This is a genomic window from Jeotgalibacillus malaysiensis (assembly GCF_044789845.1).
Lineage (GTDB): Bacteria > Bacillota > Bacilli > Bacillales > Jeotgalibacillaceae > Jeotgalibacillus > Jeotgalibacillus malaysiensis_A.
The window spans coordinates 1761975-1787524 of sequence record NZ_CP085252.1 but is presented as its reverse complement, the minus strand read 5'-3'; the positions used below and the strand labels follow the sequence as shown (position 1 = coordinate 1787524).

The following is a 25550-nucleotide window of genomic DNA, read 5'->3' as shown; positions in this document are numbered from 1 at the left end:
CCTCCTAAGTGAATTCACACTTAATAGATTTGTGATATTCATATAGACGCTTTTAACCATCTATTCGTTACACTTTAACCCCTCTTTTTATAAAAATCAAACCTTTATCCGGGAAAATATAAGAATGGGGTGTTAAAATAAATTATTCAGCATTGGAGGTAATACGATGACATTTGAAAAAGCGACATTTGCAGGCGGCTGTTTTTGGTGTATGGTCAAACCGTTTGATCAGTTTGATGGGATTGAAAAGGTTGTATCAGGCTACACCGGCGGACACGTTGAGAACCCAACATATGAAGATGTGAAATCAGGTGAATCAGGTCACCGTGAGGCTGTTGAGATTACATTTGATCCTGCAGTATTTCCTTATGAACAGCTGTTAGAGATTTACTGGCAGCAAGTAGACCCAACAGATGACGAAGGACAATTCCAGGACCGGGGTCCTTCATACCGGGCAACCATTTTTTATCATAATGAAGAACAAAAAAATAAAGCGGAGCAGTCAAAACAGGCACTGGCAGATTCAGGGCGCTTTAAAAAACCCGTCATTACGCCTGTTGAACCGGCTTCGATATTTTATCCTGCTGAAGACTACCATCAGGATTTTTATAAAAAAGATCCCGATGCCTATAAAAAAGATCGTGAGCAGTCAGGAAGAGATGAATTTATTGAAGAGCACTGGGAAAAGTAAAAAAGTGAAGGCCTCATATAACAGGCCTTCACTTTTTTATGCCATTTTGATGATCATCGCATCAAATATAAACCAGGCGCCAGCAATCATTCCAGCAAGTGCGAAAAATAAAATAATCACGTTACGGTGAATATGGTCCTTTTTTATCTGATAAATAAAAATCAGACTACATATCATGCATAATATAATTCCTGTCACCAAGGCTGTTTACACCCCTCTTTTGTTACCCCACACATATGTGTGAAGCTGAGGCAGTACACGAACCTGGTTCAGTCTGCTGTTTTCCATCACCTGATTAATCAGCCACTCATAGCGGGAAATCAGGTTTGGTATTAATTGATCGTCTTTTTCTTCATGCACCTGATCATTCCCCACCTGGAGATAAAATGGTACCCCTGGGTAGCGATGATGAAGATCTTCAGCAAACGCGAGATCCAGTTCATCAAAAATAACTACTTTTAAAGAGTAATCATTGCTGCCTTCACGGAGTTTGGCAATGATATCATCAAGGATTCCCAAATTCGGTTTCATTTTAGAGCTTGGCGGCTTTGGCGACAGCGTGAGGTCATCTATATAAAGGAACCAGTCCTGCCAGATACTTCCCTGTGTCTCAAGCGCTATCTGTATATCATTTTCATGAAGCAGGTCCACAAGTTCAGAGAGGTTTTTAAGTAAAGCAGGATTTCCTCCAGAAATCGTCACATGATTAAATAAATCCCTGCCAGTTGCTTTTAACTCATCATAGATCTCTTCTGCAGTCATTCTTTTAATTTCGTCTTTTGCACTTCCATCCCAAGTAAACGCAGAGTCACACCATGAGCAACTGTAATCACACCCTGCCGTTCTGACAAACATGGTTTTCTGACCAATCACCATTCCTTCACCCTGCACAGTCGGTCCGAATATTTCAAGTACAGGAAACTTCTTTTTTGTTCTTTCCATTTAAAAGTTCCCTTCTTTCTTTGGACGATAAAGCACATAGCTAGTAGGTGTTTCACGAAGGAATACCTGCAGGCATGTCGGTTTATTATCAGTCTCTTTCAGATGATCTTCGATGATCTCCCAAATCGATCTTGCAACGACTTCTGTTGTAGGAAAACGCTCTGAGTCATCTTCAGAAAAAATCTGATCATCATTTAAAAGCGTATGATCAAACCGGTCATGTACAAGCTGTTTAATTTTTTTGAAGTTTATTAAAAACCCAGCATGATCCAGATCATCACCTGCTACTGTAATATTTACATAATAAGTATGACCATGCACAAATCGGCACTTACCGGCATCATCTGAGGGAATAGCGTGTGCAGCTGAGAAGTGGAAATCTTTATTTAATTCATATGAATACGAATGCATTGGAGCGGGATAGATTTGCTGCATCATTAGATTTCCTCCTTCTCAGCCAGATATTCATTCATACCTCTCAAACGTAATTTACAAGACGGACATTCACCACAGCCGTCACCTTTAATGCCGTTATAGCAGGTAATGGTCTGATTTCTTACATAATCAAACCGGTCAAGCTGATCTGCAAGCTCCCAGGTTTCTTTTTTATCAAGCCACATCAACGGTGTGTGAAACACGAAATCTTTATCCATTGATAAATTGACAGACACATTTAATGATTTAACGAATGCATCACGACAATCAGGATAGCCACTAAAATCTGTTTCGCAAACACCTGTAACGATATGCTTTGCATTAATCTGGTGAGCAAGTACTGAAGCAAATGATAAAAACATCAGATTACGCCCCGGAACAAAAGTTGACGGAAGTTCACCTTCATTTTCAGTAATTTCCTCATCTCTTGTAAGTGCTGATGGTGCCAGCTGATTCAGCAGACTCATATCAAGCACATGATGTTTTACATTTAAATCATTAGCGATTTCTTTTGCAGCTTCAATTTCGGAAGCGTGTCTCTGTCCATAGGCAAATGTAACAGCTTCAACAGAATCAAATTTTTCAAGTGCCCAGAATAGACAAGTCGTACTATCCTGACCGCCACTAAAAACAACAATTGCTTTATTTTTTTCCATAAAAAAAGCTCCTCTCCTATTCATGTTAAATTCCATGAAAGAAGTAAGAGTGTTCACGAGTTCACTAAAAAAAGCAGGTGTTTCCTGCATTTTGGCCTAGTTTTTTATAGAGGGATGGTCGCGAACCTCTTTACCTATTCATTTACTACCACTATTTTAACACATGTACGTACCTCTTGAAAGCCGCAAGCGAACCTGCGGCTATTATGTTTAAAAATTTTGAGGGTTAGGTACGACTTCAATATTTCTGCTGCCTTTAACCATATCGCTTCCACAGATCGGACACTGCTGATTTTCCTGTCCTTTTACAGAGAAGTTGTCCCGCATCCAGACATTACACCCGTCAGCTGAGCATTCCCATACGTCTGTCTGTTCTTTTTGAATTTCTTCAGTTGGTTTTCTTTGAAACATCACTGATTGTCCCCCTTAAGTTACAAAATCAGGTTTTATCTACATGAGATAAAAAGGGATCTTGTAATGTTTTATCTTACAGTATATCATTATACATTTACTATTATACACTATTTTAAAATCTTTTGCTTGAACTGAAATAAAACAAAAAACAGCCGGAAACACGGCTGTTTGATCTATTCGTTATTCCGGCGTACCTGGACGAGGTGGTTTCCCATCCTGATCTTCCTGTTGTTCATTGTAATATTGAACAGATGTCTGAGCACCTTCTGACATCATTTTGTCATCTTCATGTGAGTAGTCAGTGGTCTTCTCACCAGTTTTATAGTTGTCATACGATTTTTTCGCATCATCCACCATCTGGCTGACCTTTACTTTTGAATCCTCAAAAGCAGCTTTTGCTTTATCTCTGTTTTCTTTTTTCTTAAAATATGCAGCACCTGCTGCACCAAGTCCCAATACTGCCAATCTCTTTAATCCCACTATAAAGCCCTCCTCTTTCATTCATAATATCTTTATTTCTTTATTTCCTTAATTCGTTGTTTTGAAACATTTTTTTGTTCGGAGTTACTACTAAGTATGATTTGGGTGGTAAAAATAGGGGAATGGTATATTAAGAACTGATAGGAGGGATAATATGGGTAAAGAAAAAAAGCATGATCAGCCAGACCGTATTAAGAGTGATAAGAAAAATATCCTGGATCGCCATGAAGATGAGATGTATACTGATCCTATACCGGTTGAAGATCAGAAGATTGATCAGAAAAATGAAAAGAAAAAGCGCCAGACTCAATCAGACTCTTCTTCAGAAGGACTTTTAGACACTGAAAAATGACCGATGTATGAAATTGTTTAGATATGTTAAACTATATATGTAGAATTCCTCTAGCCAATTGCCAATTAAATTTTTCATGGAGGTGGCTCAGTGATGAAGCGAAACCGAGATGAACTGTTAAGGGACTATCAGCCGGAGGAAGCAACACATGTACAAACAGAACAGCTTCTTTCCACTGGATTGCGTGAAGATGAAGTTCAGGAGATATCTGAGTATCGGGAAGACGGCTGGCAGTATGTAGACGAAGAATATTAGTATTCAAAAAATCCCCGGGCAATTAAAGCCTGGGGATTTGTTCTTTTTTATAAAGATTAACTCGAAACAAATGTGCCTCCATTAATATGGATCGTTTGTCCAGTCATATAAGAACTGTCATTTGAGGCCAGCATCACATAGGCCGGTGCCAGCTCTGCCGGCTGCCCTGGTCTCTTCTGCGGATTTTCTACCCCAAATTCAGCTACCTGATCGCTGTCAAAAGTAGCAGGTATTAACGGTGTCCAGATTGGCCCCGGTGCAATAGCATTCACTCTGATTTTTTTAGCTGTAAGGGATTTAGCGAGTGACCGGGTAAAACTCGTGATCGCTCCTTTTGTTGAAGAGTAATCAATCAACTGCTCATTTCCTGCATAAGCAGTAACTGAGCTTGTATTAATGATCGCACTCCCCTCTTTTAAGTATTTTAAAGATGCTTTAACGAGGTGAAACATCGAGAAAATATTCGTTTTAAATGTTTTTTCCAACTGGGCGGCAGTTATATCTTCTATAGACTCCTGCGGGTGCTGTTCAGCTGCATTATTCACTAAAATATCAAGACCGCCGAATTCTTTTACAGTACTGGATACAGCAAGCTTGCAAAATTCTTCGTTGCCAACATCCCCACTTAAAAGCAGACACTTTGCCCCGTAAGCCTGTACCTCTTCTTTCGTCTTCTTGGCATCATCATGTTCGTCAAGATAAACAATTGAAAGGTTTGCTCCCTCTTTCGCATAGGCAATTGCTGCAGCCTTGCCGATTCCGCTGTCTCCTCCTGTAATGAGAGCGGTCATTCCCTTCAGTTTCCCGCTCCCTTTATAATTTTTATCATCATGGATTGGTTCAGGGTTCATCGCAGTCAGCTCTCCAGGCTGCTTATCCTGATGCTGTCCGGGCTGTCCATTTTTCTGCACGTTAGAGAATTCCATTTTTCCCACTCCTTAAAAACGTTTTTAACTTCTAGTACATGTATTATCCAATTCACTCCAGCTGCAAACACAAATTAAACCGCCTGTCATACGGACAGACGGTTTAAATGGTGCTCTATACATACTGTACCCTGATTTACAGGTTTTAATTTTATTGTCTGGTAATTGGTATACATATTTTTTAGCTGGTCATGAATGAATGACACTTTTGCATCTTCAGCAAAAATGGAAATACACGGGCCTGCGCCGCTTATTGTTACAGCAAAAGCACCTGATTTACATGCATGCGTCTTTATTTCTTCAAGCTGTGGGAAAAAATCTTTTCTGTACGGCTCATGGAAAGTATCCTTCATCATGACCTGTCCTGCTTTTTTAAAATCGCCTGTGATCAGTGATGCGACCATTACATTAGCTGCTGCACTGGCAAGCACAGCATCCCCGTGAGCAAGCTTATCCGGCAATACACCTCTTGATTCCTTTGTCTCGAGTTCTGACTCCGGCGCCATGATAATAACCGAAAACCCTTCAGCAGGCAGTGAAACACTCGTCAGTTCTTCAGCATATCTTGAAACCGTTAAGCCGCCCGCAAGAGAAGCTGAAACGTTGTCAGGGTGCCCCTCAATAGCTGAAGCTGCCTTGATTTGCTCATCTGTACTTAATTGAAGGTTCATCAGCCGGTCTGCAATGACAATAGATGCAGCAATGGCTGCTGCACTGCTGCCGAGACCCTTGGATAAAGGGATATCTGAACTGACAGTTAATGCAGCACCGGGACATTCTTTACCAGCATCTCTTGCAACCTTAAGGATTGTATTTAAGATCAGGTTCGATTCGTCAGTCGGTAAATGCTGAAAACCAGCTTGGGTATATGATACTTTTAATTCTTCACACGGCTCTACAAAGATTGTCTGAAAAATTGGGAGTGCAAGTCCAATCGAATCAAAGCCTGGTCCAAGGTTAGCTGTGGACGCAGGCGTTTTTACTGTGAAAGGAGAGAAACTCACAGCTTCACCTCCCCCTTTAATTCACTTCTCAATGCTTCAAGCTCTGCTTTTATGATAAGTGGTTCAAGATCAGAAACATTAATGGCCGTTTCAGGATCCTTTAACCCGTTACCTGTTAATACAGCAGTGACAGTTGAGCCTTTTTCAATTTCACCTGCAGCAAGGCGCTTTTTAATCGCTGCAATCGGTGCACATGAAGCAGGCTCTGCAAATACCCCTTCACGCTTTGCAATCAGCTGATAAGCCTCCAGGATTTCCTCATCAGTTACTTCGAGAATGTGACCGTTTGATTCTTTCAGTGCATTCAGCGCAAGGTCCCAGCTTGCCGGATGGCCAATGCGGATCGCTGTTGCTACTGTTTCAGGCTGATCAAATACTCTGCCATGTACGATCGGAGCTGCTCCTGAGGCTTGAGCTCCAAGCAGCTTAGGTAACTGGCCGCCATGTTTCTGATGGTATTCAGTAAAACCTTTCCAGTAAGCTGAAATATTCCCTGCATTTCCTACCGGCAGAGCAAGAATATCAGGAGCCTGTCCAAGCTGTTCAATGACTTCAAGTGCAGCTGTCTTTTGCCCTTCAAGACGGTAAGGATTTACAGAGTTCACGAGTGTAATATCCTCTTCCTCACTGATTTTCCTAACCAGGTTCAATGCCTCATCAAAATTACCTTCAATTGAAATGATCTCTGCACCGTACATACGGGCCTGAGCAAGCTTACCTAATGCAATTTTCCCTTCAGGTATTACGACAATTGTGCGTAAGCCTGCTCTTGCTCCATATGCTGCTGCAGATGCTGACGTGTTACCTGTTGATGCACAAATAATGGCTTTACTTCCCTCTTCCTTGGCTTTTGCAACAGCCATGACCATTCCCCGGTCTTTAAATGACCCTGTTGGATTAGCGCCTTCAGTTTTAACGTATAGAGATATTCCCCATTCCACAGAAAGGTTTTCTAAATGGATCAATGGTGTATTTCCTTCATTTAAACTGAGTAAAGGCGTCTCTTCAGTTACCGGGAGCCATTCTTTATACTGTTCAACTAAACCCTTCCATCGCATTAGCGGCTACCCCCTTCAACTCTATACTGACTGATAATTGATTTTACAACTTCAGAATGATTTAATTCCTCAATGATCTTATGATGATTTTTTCTGGATACAGGGTGTGTAATTAGGATGACTTCAGCTTCTCCCTCTTTTTCACCCGGACGCTGAATAATAGAACTTAAGCTTGCTTCGTATTTTCCGTAGATATCAGTCAGCGTAGAGAATACACCGATCTTATCCTTCACAAGCAGTCTGTGGAAGAACTGGGCATGCTGCTGATCTTCTTTTTTGATTTGCCGATCGTTTACATAATCAATGTGTCTTGCTCCTGCAACGCCCAGCAACAGGTTTCTGCAAGCTGCAATGACATCTGATACAACTGAAGTTGCTGTAGGCATTGAACCCGCTCCGGGACCGTAAAACATTGTTTCACCAACTGCATCGCCATAGACATAAACTGCATTGTATTCGTTTCTTACAGCTGCAAGAGGATGTGAAGACCTCAGGAATACAGGTTCAACTGCTACATCTACTCCAGCCTCATCCTTTTCAGCAAATCCGAGCATCTTAACACTGTAGCCAAACTGTTCAGCGAGCGCCATATCTTCAGCTGTAATTTTTGTCATTCCTGTTACTTCCACATCATCAAGATAGACTTCCATTGAAAAGGCAAGCGTTGCAAGAATCGCCATTTTTCTGGCCGCATCAAGCCCTTCTACATCAGAAGTCGGGTCACTTTCAGCAAAACCGAGTGCCTGCGCTTCTTTTAATGCGTGCTCATAACTCCAGCCTTCTTCTTTCATTTTCGTCAGAATATAGTTTGTCGTTCCGTTTACAATGCCCATAATTGTTGAAATCCGGTCGGAGGCCAACCCGTCTTCAAGCGTTCTGATAATCGGGATACCGCCAGCTACACTTGCTTCGTAGTAAAGGTCTGCCTGGTGTTCTTCAGCAAGCTTAAGTAATGAATGACCGTGTAAAGCCATTAAATCTTTATTGGCAGTAATGACTGCTTTACTTGCTTTCAGTGATTTTTCAATTGCCTGGTGCGCTTCTTCTATACCACCCATGACTTCAACAATCACCTGAATGGAATCATCCTGAATCACTTCATTTATATCTGTCGTCAATTCACTTCCATTAATATCTGCACTGCGGGCTTTTTCAATATTTCTCACAGCGATTTTTTTAATTTTCACATTAGCACCAAGCTTTTGGGAAAGCTGTTTTTCATTTTCCCTGATAATGGTTGCCACACCACTTCCAACTGTTCCGAATCCTAACATTCCAAGATTGATTTGCTTTTCCATAATACGCACCTGCTTTCACTACTTTGTTCTTTTTGAGCATACATATGTTTTTGATATACGGACAATTATAGCCCTGAGAGTACAGCGTGACAACCCATTCATAAGAAGTTTTTCACAAATTCAGAAAGCAAACGCTTACAAATGAACTGTTCTGCTATTTTTCTATGGAACGGGTCCTTAAATTATGAGAAACTGATAGTAGATTCTTCTGGGAGTGAAAGTGTTGATAAAATTATTGAATTTTGCAGGTACAGCACTTGCGATTATTTTATTAAATGTGCTGTTAATGCTGATCTTAAATGCCGGATTTATTGAAGTGTCATTTTTTGCAGGAATTGCAAGTGTTGTCGCAATACGCTTTTTTACTTCTCCAAGTAATTATGCGAAAGCAAATCGCCAGCCTGTTGAATCATCTCTGACAACCGTACAGTATGGTGACAGGAAAAGAATTCTCTATCCAAAACTGATCGAAGGCACGAGCATTGCATACACCGCTATTTCGCTGGCAGCAATTTTTGTCACATATTATGAATATTTATCATAAAAGCTCTGTTAAAGATTAATGTTATTTCTGTACAGCTGGTGATTTAAGCGTAATGGGGCGACTTCCGCGGAAAGCGTCCCCCTGGAGCGGAAATCAACATCTATTTTTAACAAAGCTATCATAATAAAACAGCACATGCATATATGTGCTGTTTTTGTTTATTCTCTACAGGGTATAGCAGGTTTAGATAGTAACGAGTATAGGAGGCGCAAATATGATCGATCAACCATGGTTTTTGGCTGTACTTGATACAAGGCCTAGCGAATTTGAAGACTATCATTACAGCGTATGTTTTATAAACCAGTCTGATACTGTAATTGATCAGCTTACTTATACAGTTTCGGGGCAGATAAAGGCTTATCACCATCCAATCTCAGCTGAAGAAACAAGAGAGCTTGGAGAGTTAAAGCCCCATTATGTTGTGGAAATAGAGCATGTACCTAAAAAAGGCTTTATCGGGGATCTGACTTATTCATTTGATATCACCACTGAAGGTAAAAAAGAAACACTTCACTTTTTTATCCCGAAGCAGCTTACAGGTGCAGCCTTTTCTTTATATGATCTGCCTATCGTACACCAAAGAGGATATTTTTTTCTGGGAGAACCCAATTTTTGAAGGAGTGACCACAATGAATTTAAATGATCGCTTAAAAGATGGCAAATTGCTGCCACTTGAAGACAAGCCCAACAATGTATCCACACAGACAGATGATCCGAAAAAGAAGCTTGACCCTCTTCCTTACAGAGGGTCTAAACAAGAATCAAAAGAACGGCTGAAGTCCATTTTAGAATCGATGGATAAAGTAGTCATTAAAAATGAAAATGAATCTATGATTTACGCAATTGAAACGTCTTCTTTCTTCAATTTTAAAGATGATATCGACTTTCAATTTTTTGACGATGAACAAGTGATCCATTACAGATCAGCGTCTCGTATTGGACATTCAGATTTTGGTGTAAATAAAAAACGAATGGAAACGATTCGTGAATTATATATGGAGGAGATTTAATGGAACGTTATCAGGTAGCAATTATCGGTGGAGGTTCTGCAGGAATGACAGCCGCTTCTGGCATGGCTTCGCTTGGCGCAAAAGTTGCCTTAATCGAAAAACGGGATTCACTTGGAGGGGATTGCCTGCACTTTGGCTGCGTTCCTTCCAAGGCACTGATTAAGACAGCAAACATGTCACATGATATGTATGAGGCTGCTGAATTTCTCGGATTAACGATTAATGGTGAAATGAGCTTCGAGAAAGTTAAAGAAAGAATTAACGAAGCCAGAAACACCATTGAGTCTCATGACAGCAGTGATAGATTCACTGAACTCGGAGCTGATGTGTATTTTGGTGAAGCTTCATTTGAATCAGATCACATTATTCACATTGCTGACGGCACTTCAATCTATGCTGAAAAAGTGGTGATTGCTACAGGGTCTAAACCCGTTGTACCACCTATTGAAGGCATTGAGACAATTCCGTATGTAACGAACGAATCTATCTTTGACCTCCCTTCTCTCCCTGCGAAGCTCGGCGTTATTGGCGGTGGAACAGTTGGACTTGAAATGGCACAGGCATTCTCAAGGCTTGGATCAGAAGTTACGGTATTTGAAGGAGCAGATAAACTCTTTTCTAAAGAAGACCGTGACATTGCAAGATTCATGGAAAATGAGATCGGCAAGGAACTGAATATCAGACTTAACGCAAAAGTTGTCAAGGCAGCTTATGAAAATGAAAAATCCACATTAACCGTTGAACAAAAAGGTCAGCAGTCAACTGAAGTATTTGATGTGATTTTAGTGGCTGCCGGCAGAAAGCCTGCGATTGACTCTTTAAAGCTTGAACAGGCAGGAGTTGAAAAAGTAAAAGGATTTATTCATACTGATTCAACTTTCAGAACGTCGAGACCTCATATATTTGCAGTTGGTGATACAGTCAATACACTTCCCTTTACTCATGCTGCAGGTGAAGAAGCGAAAACAATTGTATCAAATGTATTGTTCGGTCTCCGTAACTCTCTTGATCACAGTAATACACCATGGGTTACATTCACTGTACCGGAAGTATTTCACCTCGGTATGACTGAACAAGAAGCTGAACAGAAAAATATTGATTTTAAAGTGTTCAGAGCTCATCTGAATGAAGTGGATCGTTTTATCACAGCTCACGAAACGAGAGGCTTTGTCAAATTTATAACTGATAAAAAAGGTTATATTCTCGGTGCGCATGCAGCAGGCACAGATGCAGGTGAGTGGATGCAGCTAGCGGTTTTTGCAAAGAAAAATAAAATGAAGGTCGGTACTTTATCAAGAATGGTCTATACTTATCCTGTGAAAGCAGGCGCAGTCCAGAAGGCTGCTGATATGTTCTGGAGAGAAAAGCTGTTTGATGGCCCTCTTCCAAAACTGACTAAAAAATTCTTTGATCTGAAATTAAAACTGTCCGGTGGAAAGTCATCTCCTGATGAGCAGCCAGACACATAAAAAAAGCAGCCAATCGGCTGCTTTTTTTTATCGGATCTGACCGTCTCCAGTCATAACGTATTTGATTGTTGTCAGTGCAGGCAGTCCCATCGGTCCGCGGGCATGCAATTTCTGTGTTGAAATACCAATTTCAGCACCAAAGCCCAATGCACTGCCATCAGTAAAGCGTGTTGAAGCATTCTGATAGATGGCTGCTGCATCTACCATGCCTTTAAAACGCTTTGCTGTCTCTTCATTTTGAGTCACGATTGCTTCTGAATGCTTTGTTCCATACTCATCAATATGAGCAATTGCTTCATCTACATCAGATACAATTTTCATCGCAATATCAAGGCTTAAAAATTCATTAGCCCACTGATCTTCCTGTGCAGGTTGTGCACCCGGTACAGCTGCACATGCAGCCTCGTCACCAAATACGCTGATATTATTGTCCTTAAGCGTCTCGATTAAGTCATCTTTGTGCGCATTCAGGAACGCTTCGTGAATAATCACAGTTTCTGCAGCATTACATACTGCCGGGCGATCAGTTTTAGCATTAACAAGAATTGCGAATGCTTTCTTTGCATCTGCATCTTTATCAATATAGATATGGCAGTTCCCAACACCTGTTTCCAGAACCGGTACAGTTGCGTTATTTACAACAGCTGAGATCAATTTGCCTCCGCCACGTGGGATTAATACATCAATGTGTTCTTTCATTGTAAATAATTCTTCAGTCGCCTGACGGTCTGTACTGTCAATGAACTGGACAGCATCTGAAGAAATTTCTGTTTCTTCCAGTGCTTTTTTCATTACGCTGACAATCTGTCTGTTAGAGTTAATCGCAGAAGATCCGCCTTTTAATACAATCGCATTCCCTGACTTCAGTGCAAGACCCGTTGCATCTGCTGTTACATTAGGACGTGCTTCATAAATCATACCGATTACACCAAGTGGTACTCTGATCGTCTGAACGTTAAGTCCATTATCGAGCGTCCACTCATCAGTCACTTCTCCTGATGGATCTTCAAGCCCGGCTACCTGGCGCAGCCCGTCAGCAAAGTCCTTTACACGGTCTTTATCTAGTGCAAGACGATCCATATAGGCTGCGTCATACCCTGCTTCCCGTCCATTTGAAAGGTCTTTTTCATTTGCTTCAAGAATAAGTGCTGTATTTTCTTCTAAATGATCAGCAATTGCCATTAATGCTTTATTTTTCGTTTCAGTTGATAGCAGTCCAAGTTCTTTTGAAGCTTTCTGTGCTAATTGTGCCTGCTCTTTTACATTTACTTTTGTCATTGTAGTCATCAAACCACTCCTTGTGAGATTTTGGTTTTTTGTCAAATGATCTTTCATTTCACTTATTCGTTAGACGCCAAGCGGGATTGCTATATCAAGTTCACATACAAATGAATCACTGTTCATAGCGACTTCATCATCTTGATCCTGCTGATTTAACTGGAATTCTTCAAGGTCTTTAGAAGAATAGTTCACTACTCCAAGACCAAGTTTATTGTTGTCAGTGTCAAGAATACGTACGACACTGCCTTTTTTAAAGTAGCCGTTGATTTGATAAATATGACTTGGCTGCAAGTTACCTTTATCGTTAACGATCACATTCTTCGCATTCTGATCAATCAGGATCTCGCCTTCAGGACCGGAATTAAATGCGATCCACTGACGTTTGCGGTCAAGGTTCACATCAATTTTTTCAATGTCAAAGTAAGTACCGCGCGCTGTTTCATTTACAGCTTCTACAATGATATTCTTCACACCGGCTTTGCCTAAAAATGATGGTATACCGGATGCCATTGAAATTTTAAATGCGTCAATTTTAGATCTCATACCGCCTGTGCCGACAGCAGAACCCGGTTCTCCGGCCATATCTTCTATCTGCGGTGTAATTTTAGTTACCTCTTTCAGTAATTCTGCGTCCGGATTCTTTCTCGGATCATCATTATAAAGTCCATCAATATCTGATAGAATGACTAACTGATCAGAATCAACCAGACCTGCTACTTTTGCAGACAAAGTATCGTTATCACCAAATCTTAAGCGGTCTGTGGTTACTGTGTCATTTTCATTAACGATTGGTACGATTCCGCGTTCTAGCAGGACGTTAATTGTATTTCTGACATTGTTATAGCGTGTTTCATCGGAGAAATCGCTGCGTGTAATCAGAATCTGAGAAGCAGCATATCCATGAGAAGTGAACAATTCAGAGTAAGTTTCAATTAAACGACCCTGACCAATAGCTGCTGCTGCCTGCTTTTCCGGCAGTGATGATGGACGATTTACAAATCCCAGTGTTCTGTACCCTGCAGCAACTGCTCCAGAAGATACTAATACGACTTCATGTCCGTCATCTTTTAACTCTGCTACCTGATCTGTAATACGCTGAATCTTTCTCCGGCTGATATCTCCTGATGAGCTTGTTAAAGAACTGCTTCCAATTTTAATTACGACTCTTTTTTGATTATCCGATGTCATGCTATCACTCCTGATTTATAGATTTCTATCTGCATCTACTGTACAGTTACTTTTGCCAATTGTTCTGTAATTTCTTTTGAACGGTTCATTGCGCCTTCGATTGCTGCTTTGATTGCTGTTCCGCCACCATTTTCGTTCAGTGCGTTTAGACCTGCAGCAGTTGTACCGTTTGGAGATGTTACATTTTGTCTCAGTTCAGTTGGTGTTTCTTCTCTTTCAATCATCATTTTTGCAGCCCCAAGTATGGTCTGTGCGCCAATTGCACGCGCCTGTTGAACATCCATTCCGTTTTCCTGAGCAGTTTTTTCTATATGCTCCATCAAATAATAGAAGTAAGCAGGTCCGCTTCCGGCGATTCCAGTGAATAGATCCATTTGATCTTCTTCAATCACGTATACCTCTCCAATAGAAGAAAGAAGGCCTTTTGCAAGCTTTACATTCTTCATTGTTACGTTCTGTCCTGGTGAGATCGCTGTAGCTGATTCTCTCAGCATGCTCGAAGTGTTCGGCATAACGCGGATTACCTGTTGACCTTCATTCAGATGTTCTTCCATAAATTCTGTAGAAATACCCGCTAAAACGCTCATCACTACCTGATCCGGTCTGATATGATCTTTAATTGATAATAATGAGCTTTCAGCATCTTTCGGTTTCATTGCCAGGAAGATAACGTCATACGAAGATAATTGCAATTTATCTTTCATGATTCCCTGAATGCCGTATTCATTATGAAGTTCAAGTAATCTGTCAGCATTGCTTCTGTTTGTCGCAGTGACTTGACGGGGCTCAAGCGTTCCAGTTTTTACAATCCCTGAAATCATTGCCTCTGCCATATTTCCTGCTCCAATAAATGCAACTCTTAAATCGTTAGCCAAAATGCCCATCTCCTTTGTTTTCATGGTTATTTTCAAATGTATTGTTCGCTTTTTGTTCGCTGTTTTAATCACGAGTATTATCGTAACACGTAGCGATACACACGCAAGGGAAAACCTGAAAGTAATGAGTTAGAGGCAGTTAAGCAGAGTGAAAGCGTTATCAAAGGGGTGAGATTTCACCTAATCCCGTATTATGGCGTCTCAGCGTATCAGATCACAATATTTCGTGATATTTATATTTGTTCGACAACTTATATCCTATTTTAAGAGTTAAAAAACCCCTGACAGGATGATCTGTCAGGGGAAATATATCTATTAATCAAATTTAACTTCCAGATTGAATTTATCCATCAGGTCTTTAACAAGCTTCTCGTGATATTCATCACTCACAACGCCTCGGGATCCTCTGATAATTTCAGTAGCGTAATGAGCTGGCGGTGCTAACTCCTCTACCGGATCAATCACAATAAAAGTGATACATTTGTTGTAGTGGATGCCATCAACTGTAACATCCACCATAGCAGGTCTGTACATCCCGCTATCAACACCTTCACGTTCAAACAGATATTCAACACCTTTTTGATTTACCTTATAAAGCACGCCTTCACCAAGTCCGCCAGTTTCTACAATATTTGCCCTGCCACCATCATGTACACACAATGAATAATTCATTTCAAGACGGTCCAGTGTCCCGCCACCGATTTTATTTAAAAAAAGGTGATCCACCTTTGCAAGTTTAAAACGTTCATCATCCATACAGGATCCATAGGCAAAATAATATTGAATTGGACGATCCATTTCCATATGAATCAACCAGTCATTGAATCTTACGTGCTCCACTAACTCAGCATCAGGGACTGTTGTTTGAGTAAATGCCTCCTGCTCACCAAGATGATCTGTATACACTGTGACCCTTGCAAGCTTACCGTTTAAAGACAACAGTTCCTTTAATTCCTCACAGTGATCAGCAGACACCTGATATAGTTCGCCATAAGCTCTTTCATTTTCATCAGGCTTTAAAATCGGGTCCAGGTGATCTGCCAGATAAAGTTTGCCCTTAACCCATGCCTGGGAAGCAAGCATTTTCTCCTGATCAAGAATTGAATCCCTGCTTCCGTGTTTTCTTAATGTCCCATATACAAAAAATAATTCACTCATATCATCTTCTCCTTAAATATATCTTTATTCGTACACTTGTTCGTGATAAACTGATTCTGGTGATAAAATGAATCTGATCAGATGGAGTTATGCAGGACGTGGAAGAGTACGAGCCTATTTTGAAGAACTTCCACATTCAGTTGTGCACTTGTCCCGAATCCGCAAAAAGTATTTTGTCAGATTTGTCGACTGGAGTAATCTTGATGCAGTAGTCAACAAAGAAGATCTTATTTTAATCGAACAATCAGTGAATGAAGCGCTTGCTGATGAGTTTACGATAAAGAATCACAAATAAAATTGCAAGTGCAGCAACTGAAAAAGCGTGCCCGCGGGCACGCTTTTTTTATTCTTTTTCAGGCCCTTCATCCCAGCAATCTGTGTTTTTCAGATTTGGGATATTGCTCGTGTAGAACACAGGATCGATTCCCTGCTTTTTCTGACGTTTATAATCCTGAAGCACCTTGAATGCGAGTGGTGCCATCAGTGAGATGGCAATCAGGTTGATCAGCGCCATCGTACCCATTGATACGTCTGCCAGATTCCATACAACGCCAAACTCCTGAACCGCTCCAAAATACACCATTCCGACAACAATAAAACGGTAGATGTTTACGTAAAGCATATTGTTTTTAATAAATTCAATATTCGTTTCACCATAGTAGTAGTTACCAACAATTGAACTGAATGCAAACAGGAAGATCGCTACACTGATGAATGCAGCAGCCCACTCTCCGACGTGATAAGTCAGTGCATCCTGAGTCAGCTGAATGCCATCACTGCCATTAAGGTACTCATTAGACATAATGATGATTAGGGCTGTTGCTGTACAAATAATAATTGTATCTACAAATACACCCAGTGCCTGAATTAGTCCCTGTTTAGCCGGGTGTGTTACACCTGCAGTTGCTGCCGCGTTCGGAGCACTACCCATACCGGCTTCGTTTGAGAAGAGTCCTCTTTTAACCCCGTTTAAAATCGCTGCACCTATACCTCCTGATACGACTTCAGTAAACCCAAATGCGTTACTGAAAATAATCTGGAACATCGGGAAAACGAGGTCAAGGTTTGTAAATAATACGAACAAAGCAAGCAGAAGGTACAAAATCGCCATAATCGGTACAACAATACTTGTAACAGCTGCAACACGCTTAACTCCTCCAAAAATTACAATTGCTGTTAATACGACAAGTACCAGTCCGACTATTTGACGATCCCATCCAAATGAGCCTTCGAGAGCAAGGGAAATTGTATTGGATTGAACAGAATTAAAGACAAGCCCGAATGTAATAGAAATGATAATAGCAAAAACAATACCGAGCCATCTTGCATTTAGTCCTTTTTCCATGTAATAAGCCGGTCCCCCGCGGAACCCGTCCTTATCGTCATCAACTTTATACACCTGCGCAAGGGTTGACTCTACGAATGCGGTAGCGGAACCCACAAGTGCAATAACCCACATCCAGAAGACCGCTCCCGGTCCCCCTAGTGCAATGGCTGTAGCCACACCTGCAAGGTTACCAGTTCCTACGCGTGATGCAGTTGAAATGGTAAAAGCCTTAAAAGAAGAGATTCCTCTCCGGCCTTTAGAAGAAATCGTTGTTTTTTCAGTTAAGAGCTTAAGCATATCTCCAAATGAAGTAAATTGAAGAAAACGACCTCTGATTGTAAAATACAAACCGCAGCCGATTAACACAACAATCAGTATGTAATCCCACAAAAATCCGTTTATTGTTGTGGCTGCATCATCAATAAATGATACAAGTTGTAACGTGTTCAAATGAAATCCCCCTTTTGATTTAATTAGAAAATGGAAGAAAGCGGTACCTTCTTCCATTCCCTTGAAAGCGGTTTTTTTAAACCTCTTCAGCTATGATATTTCTCCATGCTTGCATGACATTTCCTTTATCATTTTCATCTATGATAAAAGATCCGTTCGAATAACGATCATTATTCCGCAGCTGTTTCGACTGAATCACAGCACGGTGACCTTTATTAGTCTCAAGTGTAAAGTGATCATCAGGTCCTGCTATGAAAAGCCTCACAAGGCGGTGTGGATTTTTCTTAAGCTCCCTCAGCATAATCAGACCACGTTTAGCCCTTGACCCTTTTTCAAACTCAGATACTGCCATCTTTTTAACAGCACCTCTGTGTGTGACAGCGATCAAACTATCCGCATCCTCAGCAATCATCGATGAGACAACAAAATCTCCATCCTTCAGGTTAATTCCTTTTACACCAGCTGCCCGCTGACCGACCATACTGACCTCTTCTTCTGAAAACCTGAGACCGTAGCCAAAGTGTGTAGCAAGCATCAACGTCTTACTGCCGTCAGTTCTGTGTACTGCAATGACTTCATCACCTTTTTTTACATTTAAAGCAACAAGAGCCCTCGCAGTACGCTGCGCCTGATAAAGACTTAGCTCTGATTTCTTGACCATGCCATTTTTCGTTACAAAAATGAGTGACTCATGCTCAAAACTTCTGACTCCTTCTGCGTGAATGATTTCTTCATCCCTGTCAGCCGAAACAATTGAAGAGAAATGCTGACCGAGGTCCTTCCATCTGATCTCAGGCATCATATGAACGGGGAAATGAATGTAATTACCCTTATTTGTGAAGAGCAGCAGAGAATCGGTTGTATTAATATGCTGCAGTGTAAGCAGTCTGTCAGTGTCTTTCATGGCAAGGTCATTTCCATTTGAAGCAGCATAGGACCTTTGGGAAGTACGTTTTATATAGCCGTCTTTTGTTACGGATACATATACATCTTCACTTGCAACGAGTACTTCCATATTAATTTTGATTTCTTCGATTTCACGTTCAATGACTGAAAGTCTGCTATTATTATATTGTTTTTTAATTGCTTTCAATTCTTTTTTTATCACTGAAAGAAGCTTTGTGTCACTTGTTAAAATTGCCTCAAGCTGTGTGATCTTCGCATCAAGCTCAGCAGCCTCTTTTTGCAGTGCCGTCACATCTGTATTCGTTAAACGGTATAACTGAAGTGAAACAATTGCTTCTGCCTGTGCTTCAGTGAATTCAAATTGCTGCTCCAGATTATTTTTTGCATCCTTTTTATCTTTAGATGCACGAATTGTTTCAATAACCTCATCCAGTATGGATAATGCCTTAATTAACCCTTCAACGATATGCTTCCGTTTAATCGCTTTATCATAATCATATTTTGTTCTTCTTGTTACAACTTCTTTTTGATGATCAATATAGGCTTCGAGTAAGTCACCCAGCCCCATCAGCATTGGCCGCTTTTTATGAATTGCCACCATATTAAAATTGTAATGAACCTGGAGATCCGTGTTTTTATACAGGAAATTCAGCACGCCGTTTGCATCTGCTTCTTTTTTTAGTTCAACAACAATTCTGAGTCCTGTGCGGTCAGTCTCATCTCTGACTTCCGCGATTCCTTCAACTTTTTTATCTGCACGGTATTCATCCATTTTCTTTACAAGTACTGATTTATTTACTTCGTAAGGTATTTCAGTGATCACGAGCTGCTGTTTTGCACCACGAATGTCTTCAACATCCACTTTACCCCGAATGACAATTTTGCCTTTCCCAGTACGGTATGCATTTTCGATTCCTTCTACGCCCTGAATAATCCCCCCTGTAGGAAAATCAGGACCTTTAATCACTGTCATGAGATCTTCCACGGTTGCATCAGGTTTCTCGATCTTCATCACAGCTGCATCAATGACTTCACCGAGATGATGCGGAGGGATTTCAGTTGCATAACCTGCAGAGATTCCGGTTGAACCATTAACGAGCAGATTAGGATAACGTGCCGGAAGAACAACAGGTTCTTCTGAAGTATCATCAAAGTTAGGGATATGATCCACAGTTTCAGATTCAATATCCCTCAGCAGCTCTCCTGAAATGGCAGAAAGTCTTGCCTCAGTATAACGCATGGCTGCTGCAGGATCTCCATCGATACTCCCGTTATTCCCATGCATTTCTACTAGCCGGTTTCTCACTTTCCAGCTCTGACTCATTCTGACCATTGCTTCATACACAGAAGAGTCGCCGTGCGGGTGATAATTACCGATTACATTACCCACTGTTTTAGCTGATTTTCTGAAGCCCTTTAAATGCGTATTACCTTCCATATGCATGGCATATAAAATTCTGCGCTGTACAGGTTTCAGACCGTCCCGTGCATCCGGCAGTGCTCTTTCCTGAATAATATATTTACTGTATCGTCCAAATCTGTCCCCTAAAACTTCTTCAAGAGGAAGATCCTGAAAGCGTTCTGTTGCTGTCATTTCATTATTCCTCCTCTGATGTCATGATCTGTTCATTTTCTAGAATGTTTTCGTTGTCTTCCAACCCGAATGCCACATGTGTTTCAATCCATTTCCTTCTTGGTTCAACTTTGTCTCCCATCAATGTAGTGATACGTCTTTCAGCTCTGGCTCCATCATCAATTCTGACACGGATTAAAGTTCTCGTTGAAGGGTCCATTGTTGTTTCCCAAAGCTGTGAAGCATTCATTTCACCAAGACCTTTATAGCGCTGCAGCATATAGCCTTTTCCGACTTTCTGTTGGACTTTGCCCAATTCATCGTCTGTCCACGCATATTCAATGACTTCTTTTTTCCCGGAGCCCTTACTGACTTTATAGAGCGGCGGTAATGCAATATATACTTTCCCGGCTTCTACAAGCGGTTTCATGTAGCGGTAGAAGAATGTCAGTAACAATACCTGAATATGTGCGCCATCCGTATCAGCATCAGTCATAATGACTACTTTATCGTACTGGACATCATCAAGGTTAAAATCCGGTCCAACTCCTGCACCGATCGCATGAATGATTGTATTAATTTCTTCATTTTTAAATATATCAGCTAACTTAGCCTTCTCAGTATTAATGACTTTCCCCCGCAGTGGCAGTACTGCCTGGAATTTCCGGTCACGTCCCTGCTTAGCCGAACCACCGGCTGAGTCACCCTCAACCAGATATAATTCATTTTTTGCTGCATTCTTAGACTGTGCAGGCGTCAGCTTTCCTGAAAGAATTGTATCTGACCTTTTTCTTTTTTTACCGTTTCTGGCGTCTTCTCTTGCTTTTCTAGCAGCTTCCCTTGCCTGCTGAGCTCTGATTGCCTTTTTAATCAGCATAGAGCTGATATCAGGATTTTCTTCAAGGAAATACAGCAGTTTACCTGCTACAACTGCATCAACCGCAGACCGTGCCTCTGAGGTACCCAGTTTACCTTTTGTCTGACCTTCAAACTGCAGGATCTGTTCAGGAACCCTGATGGATATGATACTCGCAAACCCTTCTCTGATATCACTGCCCTCAAGGTTTTTATCCTTGTCTTTCAGAAGACTTACTTTTCTGGCGTACTCATTAAATACCCTTGTTACTGCAGTTTTGGCACCTGCTTCGTGGGTACCGCCATCTTTTGTTCTGACATTATTGACAAAAGATAAAATCGTTTCAGAAAATCCGTCATTAAACTGAAAAGCGAATTCAACTTCAATTTCACTCTGTACACCTTCAAATGCAACAACGGGGTGTAATGTATCCTTTTCTTCATTCAGATAAGAAACAAAGGCCTGGATACCGGTATCAAACTTAAACAGTTCTTTTTGATCCGCTCTGAGATCAGCTATTTCAATTGCAAAGCCCTTTAAAAGAAACGCACTCTCACGGAGTCTTTCACTAAGTGTTTCATAATTATAGTGGGTTGTATTGAAAATCGTCTGGTCCGGTTTAAAGTGTATCAGCGTACCTGATTCTTTCGTGGATCCCTTTTTCTCAAGTGTCGTTACCGGTTTGCCTCCATTTTCAAAACGCTGTTTAAAAACAGAGCCATCCCGGTAAATTGTTACTTCAAGCCATTCAGATAGTGCATTCACAACAGATGCACCTACACCATGCAGCCCTCCACTTGTTTTATATCCACCCTGACCGAATTTCCCTCCGGCATGAAGAACTGTAAAAATGACTTCAGGTGTTGGCTTTCCCGAGCGGTGCATTCCTGTAGGCATACCTCTTCCATAGTCCCGGACAGATATACTGTCGTCTTTATGAATTTTTACGTCTATACGATTTCCGTATCCACCAAGTGCTTCATCCACGGAATTATCCACGATTTCATAGACCAGGTGATGTAATCCTCTTGCATCAGTCGAGCCGATATACATACCAGGTCTTTTGCGGACGGCTTCCAGACCCTCAAGCACCTGGATTGCATCATCGTTATATTCCATCATTGCTTTTTTAGTCACTAAAAATTCCCCTTCCAACTATACAAACAGGTGTTCGTTTTTCTCCATTATAGCATATAAATGCTGTACCCATCATATTCTATACTTATTTTATCAGGCATTTCAAATGCATTTAGATAAAATACTTGTGTCAACCCATAATATTTTTTATTTTACTGAAAATAAAACAATAAAAAAGCACTGCAGAGTGCAGTGCTCAATTTTTATGGCTGTGTAATACTGTGTTCAACTTTTATGCAGCGATCCATAACGACTTTTCTGCCTTTTGATGTTAACTGATTAAATACTTCTTCATCCACCACGTCAAGCTGCGTCCAGAAAACAGGTGCAGTTGTTTCAAGGTAATCTTCTGCAAGGTCTTTTAAAAATTCTGACCGCCTAAATACATTTACGATATCCACGTGATCAGGAATGTCTTTAAGATTTTTTAAAGATTTTTCACCTAAAGCTTCATCAATCATAGGGTTCACCGGAATAATTTTATATCCTGCATCCTGCATTGCTTTAGAGACACTATAGGAAGTCCGGGCGGGATTATCACTTAAGCCAACAACCGCGATTGTTTTAGCAGCCTGTAAGATTGATCTGATTTCATTACGTTCCGGATTTTGCATTTAACACATCTCCTTATTCTTTAATAAGTCCTTTACCCATCAAAAATTCCTCAGCTACAGCTCTGTAATCTTCTCCGTCAATATCAACTTTCGCATTCATTTCCTGCATCTCTTCTTCTGAAATCTGACCGGCAAGACCACTCATCACTTCTTCGAGTTCAGGATAATTATCGAGAATCTCCTGGCGAACAAGCGGTACTGCATCATATTTAGGGAAGAATCCCTGATCATCTTCTGTTGTTTCCAGTTCAAACCTTTCAATTCTGCCGTCCGTAGTAAAGGCTGGGATTACATCAACTTCACCTGTTCTTACAGCATCATACATAATACTCGCATCAAAACTTTCAGCCGATGTAAATTCAAATCCGTAAGCTTCAACTAATGCATCATAACCATCAGCTTCCCGTTCGTAAAATGAGTGAGGTGCGCCAAAGACAAGATCACTGCTCACTTCTGCAAGTTCGCTATATGTTGAAGCGTCTAAGTCTTCCCCACTCCTGTATGCCATGGTATAACCGTTTTCAAAACCAAGCGGCTCGAGCCAGGTTACTCCAAAACGCTCTTCATAACCTTCTCTCACGCGCTCGAGAACAGACTCACTGGATTCACCCTGCTCAGCTTTTTCATTTAAAACAGCCTCAAGTCCTGTCCCTGTATACTCAACGTACATGTCTATATCGCCATTTTCAAGGGACGGCGTCAGAATAGCCACCTCTCCAAGTCCTTCCTCAAGTTCAACTTCATAGTCCGAATTGGCTTCAATGTATAGTTCTAAAATGTGCGGTAAAATGTATTGTTCTGTCCAAGGTTTACCTGCTATTATGATTGGATCAACGGCATCCCCGGAGCCACTGTCACTTCCACAACCTGCAATGATTCCTGATAAAACAATTAACGATGCTCCTGTAATTTTTTTTGAATGTTTCATTCAATCACTCCTTATTATGATTTTAACCCTTTTGGTGTTGTTTTCTTTTCAAGCAGTTTTAAAATAAAATCAAACAACAGTGCTAGGAGTGCTACCGGTATGGCACCTGCTAAAACGAGATTGTTATTATAAGACTGTAACCCTCTCCATATTACGTCACCAAGACCTCCTGCACCTACGAAAGTAGCCAGGGTTGCAACTCCCACTGTTAAAACTGTAGCTGTTCTGATTCCAGCCATTAAAAACGGGAGAGATAATGGCAGTTCAATCTTAAATAATATCTGGCTGTTCGTCATGCCCATTCCGCGCCCTGCTTCAATAACTGCCTGATCAACTCCGGTGATGCCTGTATATGTATTCCTTAAGATCGGAAGCAGTGCATAAATAATCAGCGCAATCAGAGCTGTTTCAAATCCAATCCCCATAATCGGTACTAAAAAGCCGAATAAAGCAAGACTTGGTATCGTTTGAAAAACTGCAGTCACACCAATATAAAATTCTGCCACTTTTTGATTTCTCGATATAAATATACCGAGTGGCAGACTGATGACAATTGCAATAAATATAGCTGTGAAAGATAAGTACAGATGCTCAAGAGTAGCTTCGACGATCAGGTCCTGACGGGAAATGACAGTATCAATAAACGACTGAAATAGATTCATCCGGCCGCCTCCTCTTCATCAATTCCAGCAAGAGCTGTTAAAAGACGATCCTTTTTAAGTATACCAATAACCTGTCCATTTTCCTGAACTGCAGCTGTATCAATTTTGTTCGACACAAAATATCTGACTGCTTCTTTAATTGTTGATGAACTCTCTAAAGCGTGTTCACTTGGTGGGTTATTACTCATGGTGTGTATAAAAGGCTTGATACTCTGTCTGGAGTGATCATTCAGATAGGTCTGGATCCGTTCTTCTCCTATAAATGATCTGACAAAGTCATTAGCGGGATTTTCAAGGAGGTCATTGGGTGTTGCGATCTGCTGAATCACCCCATCTTTCATTACAACAATTTCATCAGCTACTTTCAGCGCTTCATCCATATCGTGCGTAACAAATACGATGGTTTTCTTGATGGTTGCCTGGAGCTGTTTCAACTCATCCTGCAGCTGTTCACGGCTGATGGGATCGAGTGCACTGAAAGGTTCATCCATCAGAATGATTGGCGGTTCGCCGGCAAGGGCACGTACAACTCCTACACGCTGCTGTTGTCCACCGCTCAGTTCAAGCGGGTACCGTTTTTTATAAATCTCTGGATTCAAGCCTACTAGATTCAGCAGCTCATCCACTCTGCTATCATACTCAGCTTTCTTTTTACCTTTGAGCTTAGGGATCAGTCCAACATTCTCTTCAATCGTCATATGTGGAAAAAGACCGATGCGCTGAATAACATAACCGATATTTCTTCTCAGCTCTACCTCTTTGATATTACTTGTTTCTTTACCATTAATTTCAATTGTTCCCGATGTGATACTGATCAGACGATTGATCATTTTCATGGTTGTCGTTTTACCGCAGCCACTGGGACCGATCAATGCTACGAGCTGTCCCTCTTTTATATGTAAGTTCATGTCTTTAATTGCTTCCGTCCCATCGTCAAAGGTTTTGGAAACATTGTTAAACTTGATCATAGATCTACCCCTTCCCTATATCTTTCAATTATTTCCCCTAGTACAATCCTCATAAACTTCATTTTTTTATAATTCGACAGTTTTATTACACTA

At 40.9% G+C, this 25550-nt stretch carries 29 protein-coding genes and 1 riboswitch; of the genes, 8 read left to right on the top strand and 21 right to left on the bottom strand.

All coding sequences use genetic code 11. The annotated features are described in order from the left end of the window. Window positions 1–166 precede the first annotated feature (166 nt). Window positions 167–691 carry a peptide-methionine (S)-S-oxide reductase MsrA gene (gene msrA / locus LG330_RS09620; protein ID WP_404409435.1) on the top strand — a complete coding sequence of 175 codons (525 nt, stop codon included), beginning with the start codon at window positions 167–169 and terminating at the stop codon, window positions 689–691. 36 nt (window positions 692–727) lie between these two features. Here msrA and LG330_RS09615 read toward each other — a convergent pair whose 3' ends face one another. The 6 genes from LG330_RS09615 to LG330_RS09590 all read right to left on the bottom strand — a co-directional run bounded on the left by LG330_RS09615 (window position 728) and on the right by LG330_RS09590 (window position 3618). Then, a complete protein-coding gene (locus LG330_RS09615; RefSeq protein WP_404409433.1) occupies window positions 728–892 on the bottom strand; it encodes a hypothetical protein in 165 nt (54 codons plus the stop codon). Between the two features lie 6 nt (window positions 893–898). Further along, window positions 899–1633: a 7-carboxy-7-deazaguanine synthase QueE gene (gene queE, locus LG330_RS09610; RefSeq protein WP_404409432.1), complete on the bottom strand. Its 735-nt coding sequence runs from the start codon at window positions 1631–1633 to the stop codon at window positions 899–901. Then, the gene (gene queD, locus LG330_RS09605) at window positions 1634–2071 is read right to left on the bottom strand and encodes a 6-carboxytetrahydropterin synthase QueD (RefSeq protein ID WP_404409430.1); all 438 of its coding nucleotides are present in this window, start codon (window positions 2069–2071) and stop codon (window positions 1634–1636) included. Further along, window positions 2071–2724: a 7-cyano-7-deazaguanine synthase QueC gene (gene queC / locus LG330_RS09600; protein ID WP_404409428.1), complete on the bottom strand. Its 654-nt coding sequence runs from the start codon at window positions 2722–2724 to the stop codon at window positions 2071–2073. Before queC ends, queD begins: the two co-directional genes overlap by 1 nt. Before the next feature lie 90 nt (window positions 2725–2814). Beyond that, a riboswitch (PreQ1 riboswitch) is annotated at window positions 2815–2859 on the bottom strand. Window positions 2860–2934: 75 nt separating this feature from the next. Continuing rightward, window positions 2935–3135 (bottom strand): cold-inducible protein YdjO-related protein, encoded by a 201-nt coding sequence (locus LG330_RS09595; protein ID WP_039813488.1) that lies wholly within the window; start codon window positions 3133–3135, stop codon window positions 2935–2937. Window positions 3136–3318: 183 nt separating this feature from the next. Next, entirely contained in the window at window positions 3319–3618 is a 300-nt protein-coding gene (locus LG330_RS09590) for a hypothetical protein (RefSeq protein WP_404409427.1), read from the bottom strand. Window positions 3619–3772: 154 nt separating this feature from the next. Here LG330_RS09590 and LG330_RS09585 point away from each other — a divergent pair, with 154 nt between their 5' ends. Beyond that, a complete protein-coding gene (locus LG330_RS09585; protein ID WP_404409425.1) occupies window positions 3773–3970 on the top strand; it encodes a hypothetical protein in 198 nt (65 codons plus the stop codon). A 93-nt stretch (window positions 3971–4063) separates the two neighbouring features. Continuing rightward, entirely contained in the window at window positions 4064–4225 is a 162-nt protein-coding gene (locus LG330_RS09580) for a hypothetical protein (protein WP_404409423.1), read from the top strand. Between the two features lie 56 nt (window positions 4226–4281). Here LG330_RS09580 and LG330_RS09575 read toward each other — a convergent pair whose 3' ends face one another. The 4 genes from LG330_RS09575 to LG330_RS09560 form a co-directional block, all read right to left on the bottom strand. After that, entirely contained in the window at window positions 4282–5151 is an 870-nt protein-coding gene (locus LG330_RS09575) for an SDR family oxidoreductase (RefSeq protein ID WP_404409421.1), read from the bottom strand. An 86-nt stretch (window positions 5152–5237) separates the two neighbouring features. After that, complete coding sequence (gene thrB / locus LG330_RS09570) at window positions 5238–6155, bottom strand: homoserine kinase (protein ID WP_404409419.1); 918 nt, start codon at window positions 6153–6155, stop codon at window positions 5238–5240. Continuing rightward, window positions 6152–7213: a threonine synthase gene (gene thrC, locus LG330_RS09565; RefSeq protein ID WP_404409417.1), complete on the bottom strand. Its 1062-nt coding sequence runs from the start codon at window positions 7211–7213 to the stop codon at window positions 6152–6154. Before thrC ends, thrB begins: the two co-directional genes overlap by 4 nt. Then, the gene (locus tag LG330_RS09560; protein WP_404409415.1) at window positions 7213–8511 is read right to left on the bottom strand and encodes a homoserine dehydrogenase; all 1299 of its coding nucleotides are present in this window, start codon (window positions 8509–8511) and stop codon (window positions 7213–7215) included. The genes thrC and LG330_RS09560 overlap by 1 nt, the downstream gene beginning before the upstream one ends. 223 nt (window positions 8512–8734) lie before the next feature. Here LG330_RS09560 and LG330_RS09555 point away from each other — a divergent pair, with 223 nt between their 5' ends. From LG330_RS09555 to LG330_RS09540, 4 genes are all read left to right on the top strand, one after another. Further along, entirely contained in the window at window positions 8735–9055 is a 321-nt protein-coding gene (locus tag LG330_RS09555) for a hypothetical protein (protein ID WP_404409413.1), read from the top strand. 214 nt (window positions 9056–9269) lie between these two features. Beyond that, entirely contained in the window at window positions 9270–9671 is a 402-nt protein-coding gene (locus LG330_RS09550; RefSeq protein WP_404409412.1) for a hypothetical protein, read from the top strand. Window positions 9672–9684: 13 nt separating this feature from the next. Beyond that, window positions 9685–10065 carry a DUF1499 domain-containing protein gene (locus LG330_RS09545; protein ID WP_404409410.1) on the top strand — a complete coding sequence of 127 codons (381 nt, stop codon included), beginning with the start codon at window positions 9685–9687 and terminating at the stop codon, window positions 10063–10065. Beyond that, complete coding sequence (locus tag LG330_RS09540) at window positions 10065–11534, top strand: dihydrolipoyl dehydrogenase family protein (protein WP_404409408.1); 1470 nt, start codon at window positions 10065–10067, stop codon at window positions 11532–11534. The genes LG330_RS09545 and LG330_RS09540 overlap by 1 nt, the downstream gene beginning before the upstream one ends. Window positions 11535–11561: 27 nt before the next feature. Here LG330_RS09540 and LG330_RS09535 read toward each other — a convergent pair whose 3' ends face one another. The 4 genes from LG330_RS09535 to LG330_RS09520 all read right to left on the bottom strand — a co-directional run bounded on the left by LG330_RS09535 (window position 11562) and on the right by LG330_RS09520 (window position 16036). Continuing rightward, window positions 11562–12821 (bottom strand): glutamate-5-semialdehyde dehydrogenase, encoded by a 1260-nt coding sequence (locus tag LG330_RS09535; RefSeq protein ID WP_404409406.1) that lies wholly within the window; start codon window positions 12819–12821, stop codon window positions 11562–11564. Window positions 12822–12881: 60 nt separating this feature from the next. Further along, window positions 12882–14003, bottom strand: coding sequence for a glutamate 5-kinase (proB, locus tag LG330_RS09530; RefSeq protein ID WP_404409404.1), 1122 nt, complete (start codon window positions 14001–14003; stop codon window positions 12882–12884). 35 nt (window positions 14004–14038) lie between these two features. After that, a complete protein-coding gene (proC, locus tag LG330_RS09525) occupies window positions 14039–14887 on the bottom strand; it encodes a pyrroline-5-carboxylate reductase (protein WP_404409554.1) in 849 nt (282 codons plus the stop codon). Between the two features lie 306 nt (window positions 14888–15193). Beyond that, window positions 15194–16036, bottom strand: coding sequence for a gamma-glutamylcyclotransferase (locus tag LG330_RS09520; protein WP_404409403.1), 843 nt, complete (start codon window positions 16034–16036; stop codon window positions 15194–15196). Window positions 16037–16103: 67 nt separating this feature from the next. Here LG330_RS09520 and LG330_RS09515 point away from each other — a divergent pair, with 67 nt between their 5' ends. After that, entirely contained in the window at window positions 16104–16331 is a 228-nt protein-coding gene (locus LG330_RS09515; RefSeq protein ID WP_404409401.1) for a hypothetical protein, read from the top strand. 48 nt (window positions 16332–16379) lie between these two features. Here the strand turns inward: LG330_RS09515 and LG330_RS09510 are convergent, their stop codons facing one another. From LG330_RS09510 to LG330_RS09480, 7 genes are all read right to left on the bottom strand, one after another. Further along, a complete protein-coding gene (locus tag LG330_RS09510) occupies window positions 16380–17813 on the bottom strand; it encodes an alanine/glycine:cation symporter family protein (protein WP_404409399.1) in 1434 nt (477 codons plus the stop codon). A gap of 76 nt (window positions 17814–17889) precedes the next feature. Beyond that, window positions 17890–20313 (bottom strand): DNA topoisomerase IV subunit A, encoded by a 2424-nt coding sequence (gene parC, locus LG330_RS09505; RefSeq protein WP_404409397.1) that lies wholly within the window; start codon window positions 20311–20313, stop codon window positions 17890–17892. A gap of 4 nt (window positions 20314–20317) precedes the next feature. Beyond that, on the bottom strand, window positions 20318–22270 hold the full coding sequence (gene parE / locus LG330_RS09500) for a DNA topoisomerase IV subunit B (protein ID WP_404409552.1): 1953 nt from the start codon (window positions 22268–22270) through the stop codon (window positions 20318–20320). Between the two features lie 218 nt (window positions 22271–22488). Next, window positions 22489–22899 (bottom strand): CoA-binding protein, encoded by a 411-nt coding sequence (locus LG330_RS09495; protein WP_404409395.1) that lies wholly within the window; start codon window positions 22897–22899, stop codon window positions 22489–22491. Window positions 22900–22912: 13 nt separating this feature from the next. Continuing rightward, complete coding sequence (locus LG330_RS09490) at window positions 22913–23827, bottom strand: glycine betaine ABC transporter substrate-binding protein (protein WP_404409393.1); 915 nt, start codon at window positions 23825–23827, stop codon at window positions 22913–22915. A gap of 14 nt (window positions 23828–23841) precedes the next feature. Continuing rightward, complete coding sequence (locus tag LG330_RS09485; protein ID WP_404409391.1) at window positions 23842–24489, bottom strand: ABC transporter permease; 648 nt, start codon at window positions 24487–24489, stop codon at window positions 23842–23844. Beyond that, on the bottom strand, window positions 24486–25457 hold the full coding sequence (locus LG330_RS09480; protein ID WP_404409389.1) for an ABC transporter ATP-binding protein: 972 nt from the start codon (window positions 25455–25457) through the stop codon (window positions 24486–24488). Before LG330_RS09480 ends, LG330_RS09485 begins: the two co-directional genes overlap by 4 nt. Window positions 25458–25550 lie beyond the last annotated feature (93 nt).

Bases quoted from the DNA above. Each gene is read 5' to 3' on its own strand.
- LG330_RS09540 (WP_404409408.1), top strand. From the start codon at position 10,065: ATGGAACGTTATCAGGTAGCAATTATCGGTGGAGGTTCTGCAGGAATG.
- LG330_RS09490 (WP_404409393.1), bottom strand. From the start codon at position 23,827: ATGAAACATTCAAAAAAAATTACAGGAGCATCGTTAATTGTTTTATCA.
- LG330_RS09595 (WP_039813488.1), bottom strand. From the start codon at position 3,135: ATGTTTCAAAGAAAACCAACTGAAGAAATTCAAAAAGAACAGACAGAC.
- LG330_RS09545 (WP_404409410.1), top strand. From the start codon at position 9,685: ATGAATTTAAATGATCGCTTAAAAGATGGCAAATTGCTGCCACTTGAA.
- LG330_RS09560 (WP_404409415.1), bottom strand. From the start codon at position 8,511: ATGGAAAAGCAAATCAATCTTGGAATGTTAGGATTCGGAACAGTTGGA.
- LG330_RS09550 (WP_404409412.1), top strand. From the start codon at position 9,270: ATGATCGATCAACCATGGTTTTTGGCTGTACTTGATACAAGGCCTAGC.
- parE (WP_404409552.1), bottom strand. From the start codon at position 22,270: ATGATGGAATATAACGATGATGCAATCCAGGTGCTTGAGGGTCTGGAA.
- proB (WP_404409404.1), bottom strand. From the start codon at position 14,003: ATGACATCGGATAATCAAAAAAGAGTCGTAATTAAAATTGGAAGCAGT.
- parC (WP_404409397.1), bottom strand. From the start codon at position 20,313: ATGACAGCAACAGAACGCTTTCAGGATCTTCCTCTTGAAGAAGTTTTA.
- LG330_RS09485 (WP_404409391.1), bottom strand. From the start codon at position 24,489: ATGAATCTATTTCAGTCGTTTATTGATACTGTCATTTCCCGTCAGGAC.
- LG330_RS09535 (WP_404409406.1), bottom strand. From the start codon at position 12,821: ATGACTACAATGACAAAAGTAAATGTAAAAGAGCAGGCACAATTAGCA.
- LG330_RS09575 (WP_404409421.1), bottom strand. From the start codon at position 5,151: ATGGAATTCTCTAACGTGCAGAAAAATGGACAGCCCGGACAGCATCAG.
- LG330_RS09515 (WP_404409401.1), top strand. From the start codon at position 16,104: ATGAATCTGATCAGATGGAGTTATGCAGGACGTGGAAGAGTACGAGCC.
- LG330_RS09520 (WP_404409403.1), bottom strand. From the start codon at position 16,036: ATGAGTGAATTATTTTTTGTATATGGGACATTAAGAAAACACGGAAGC.
- queD (WP_404409430.1), bottom strand. From the start codon at position 2,071: ATGATGCAGCAAATCTATCCCGCTCCAATGCATTCGTATTCATATGAA.
- LG330_RS09495 (WP_404409395.1), bottom strand. From the start codon at position 22,899: ATGCAAAATCCGGAACGTAATGAAATCAGATCAATCTTACAGGCTGCT.
- LG330_RS09585 (WP_404409425.1), top strand. From the start codon at position 3,773: ATGGGTAAAGAAAAAAAGCATGATCAGCCAGACCGTATTAAGAGTGAT.
- queE (WP_404409432.1), bottom strand. From the start codon at position 1,633: ATGGAAAGAACAAAAAAGAAGTTTCCTGTACTTGAAATATTCGGACCG.
- thrC (WP_404409417.1), bottom strand. From the start codon at position 7,213: ATGCGATGGAAGGGTTTAGTTGAACAGTATAAAGAATGGCTCCCGGTA.
- msrA (WP_404409435.1), top strand. From the start codon at position 167: ATGACATTTGAAAAAGCGACATTTGCAGGCGGCTGTTTTTGGTGTATG.
- queC (WP_404409428.1), bottom strand. From the start codon at position 2,724: ATGGAAAAAAATAAAGCAATTGTTGTTTTTAGTGGCGGTCAGGATAGT.
- LG330_RS09580 (WP_404409423.1), top strand. From the start codon at position 4,064: ATGAAGCGAAACCGAGATGAACTGTTAAGGGACTATCAGCCGGAGGAA.
- LG330_RS09480 (WP_404409389.1), bottom strand. From the start codon at position 25,457: ATGATCAAGTTTAACAATGTTTCCAAAACCTTTGACGATGGGACGGAA.
- proC (WP_404409554.1), bottom strand. From the start codon at position 14,887: ATGGGCATTTTGGCTAACGATTTAAGAGTTGCATTTATTGGAGCAGGA.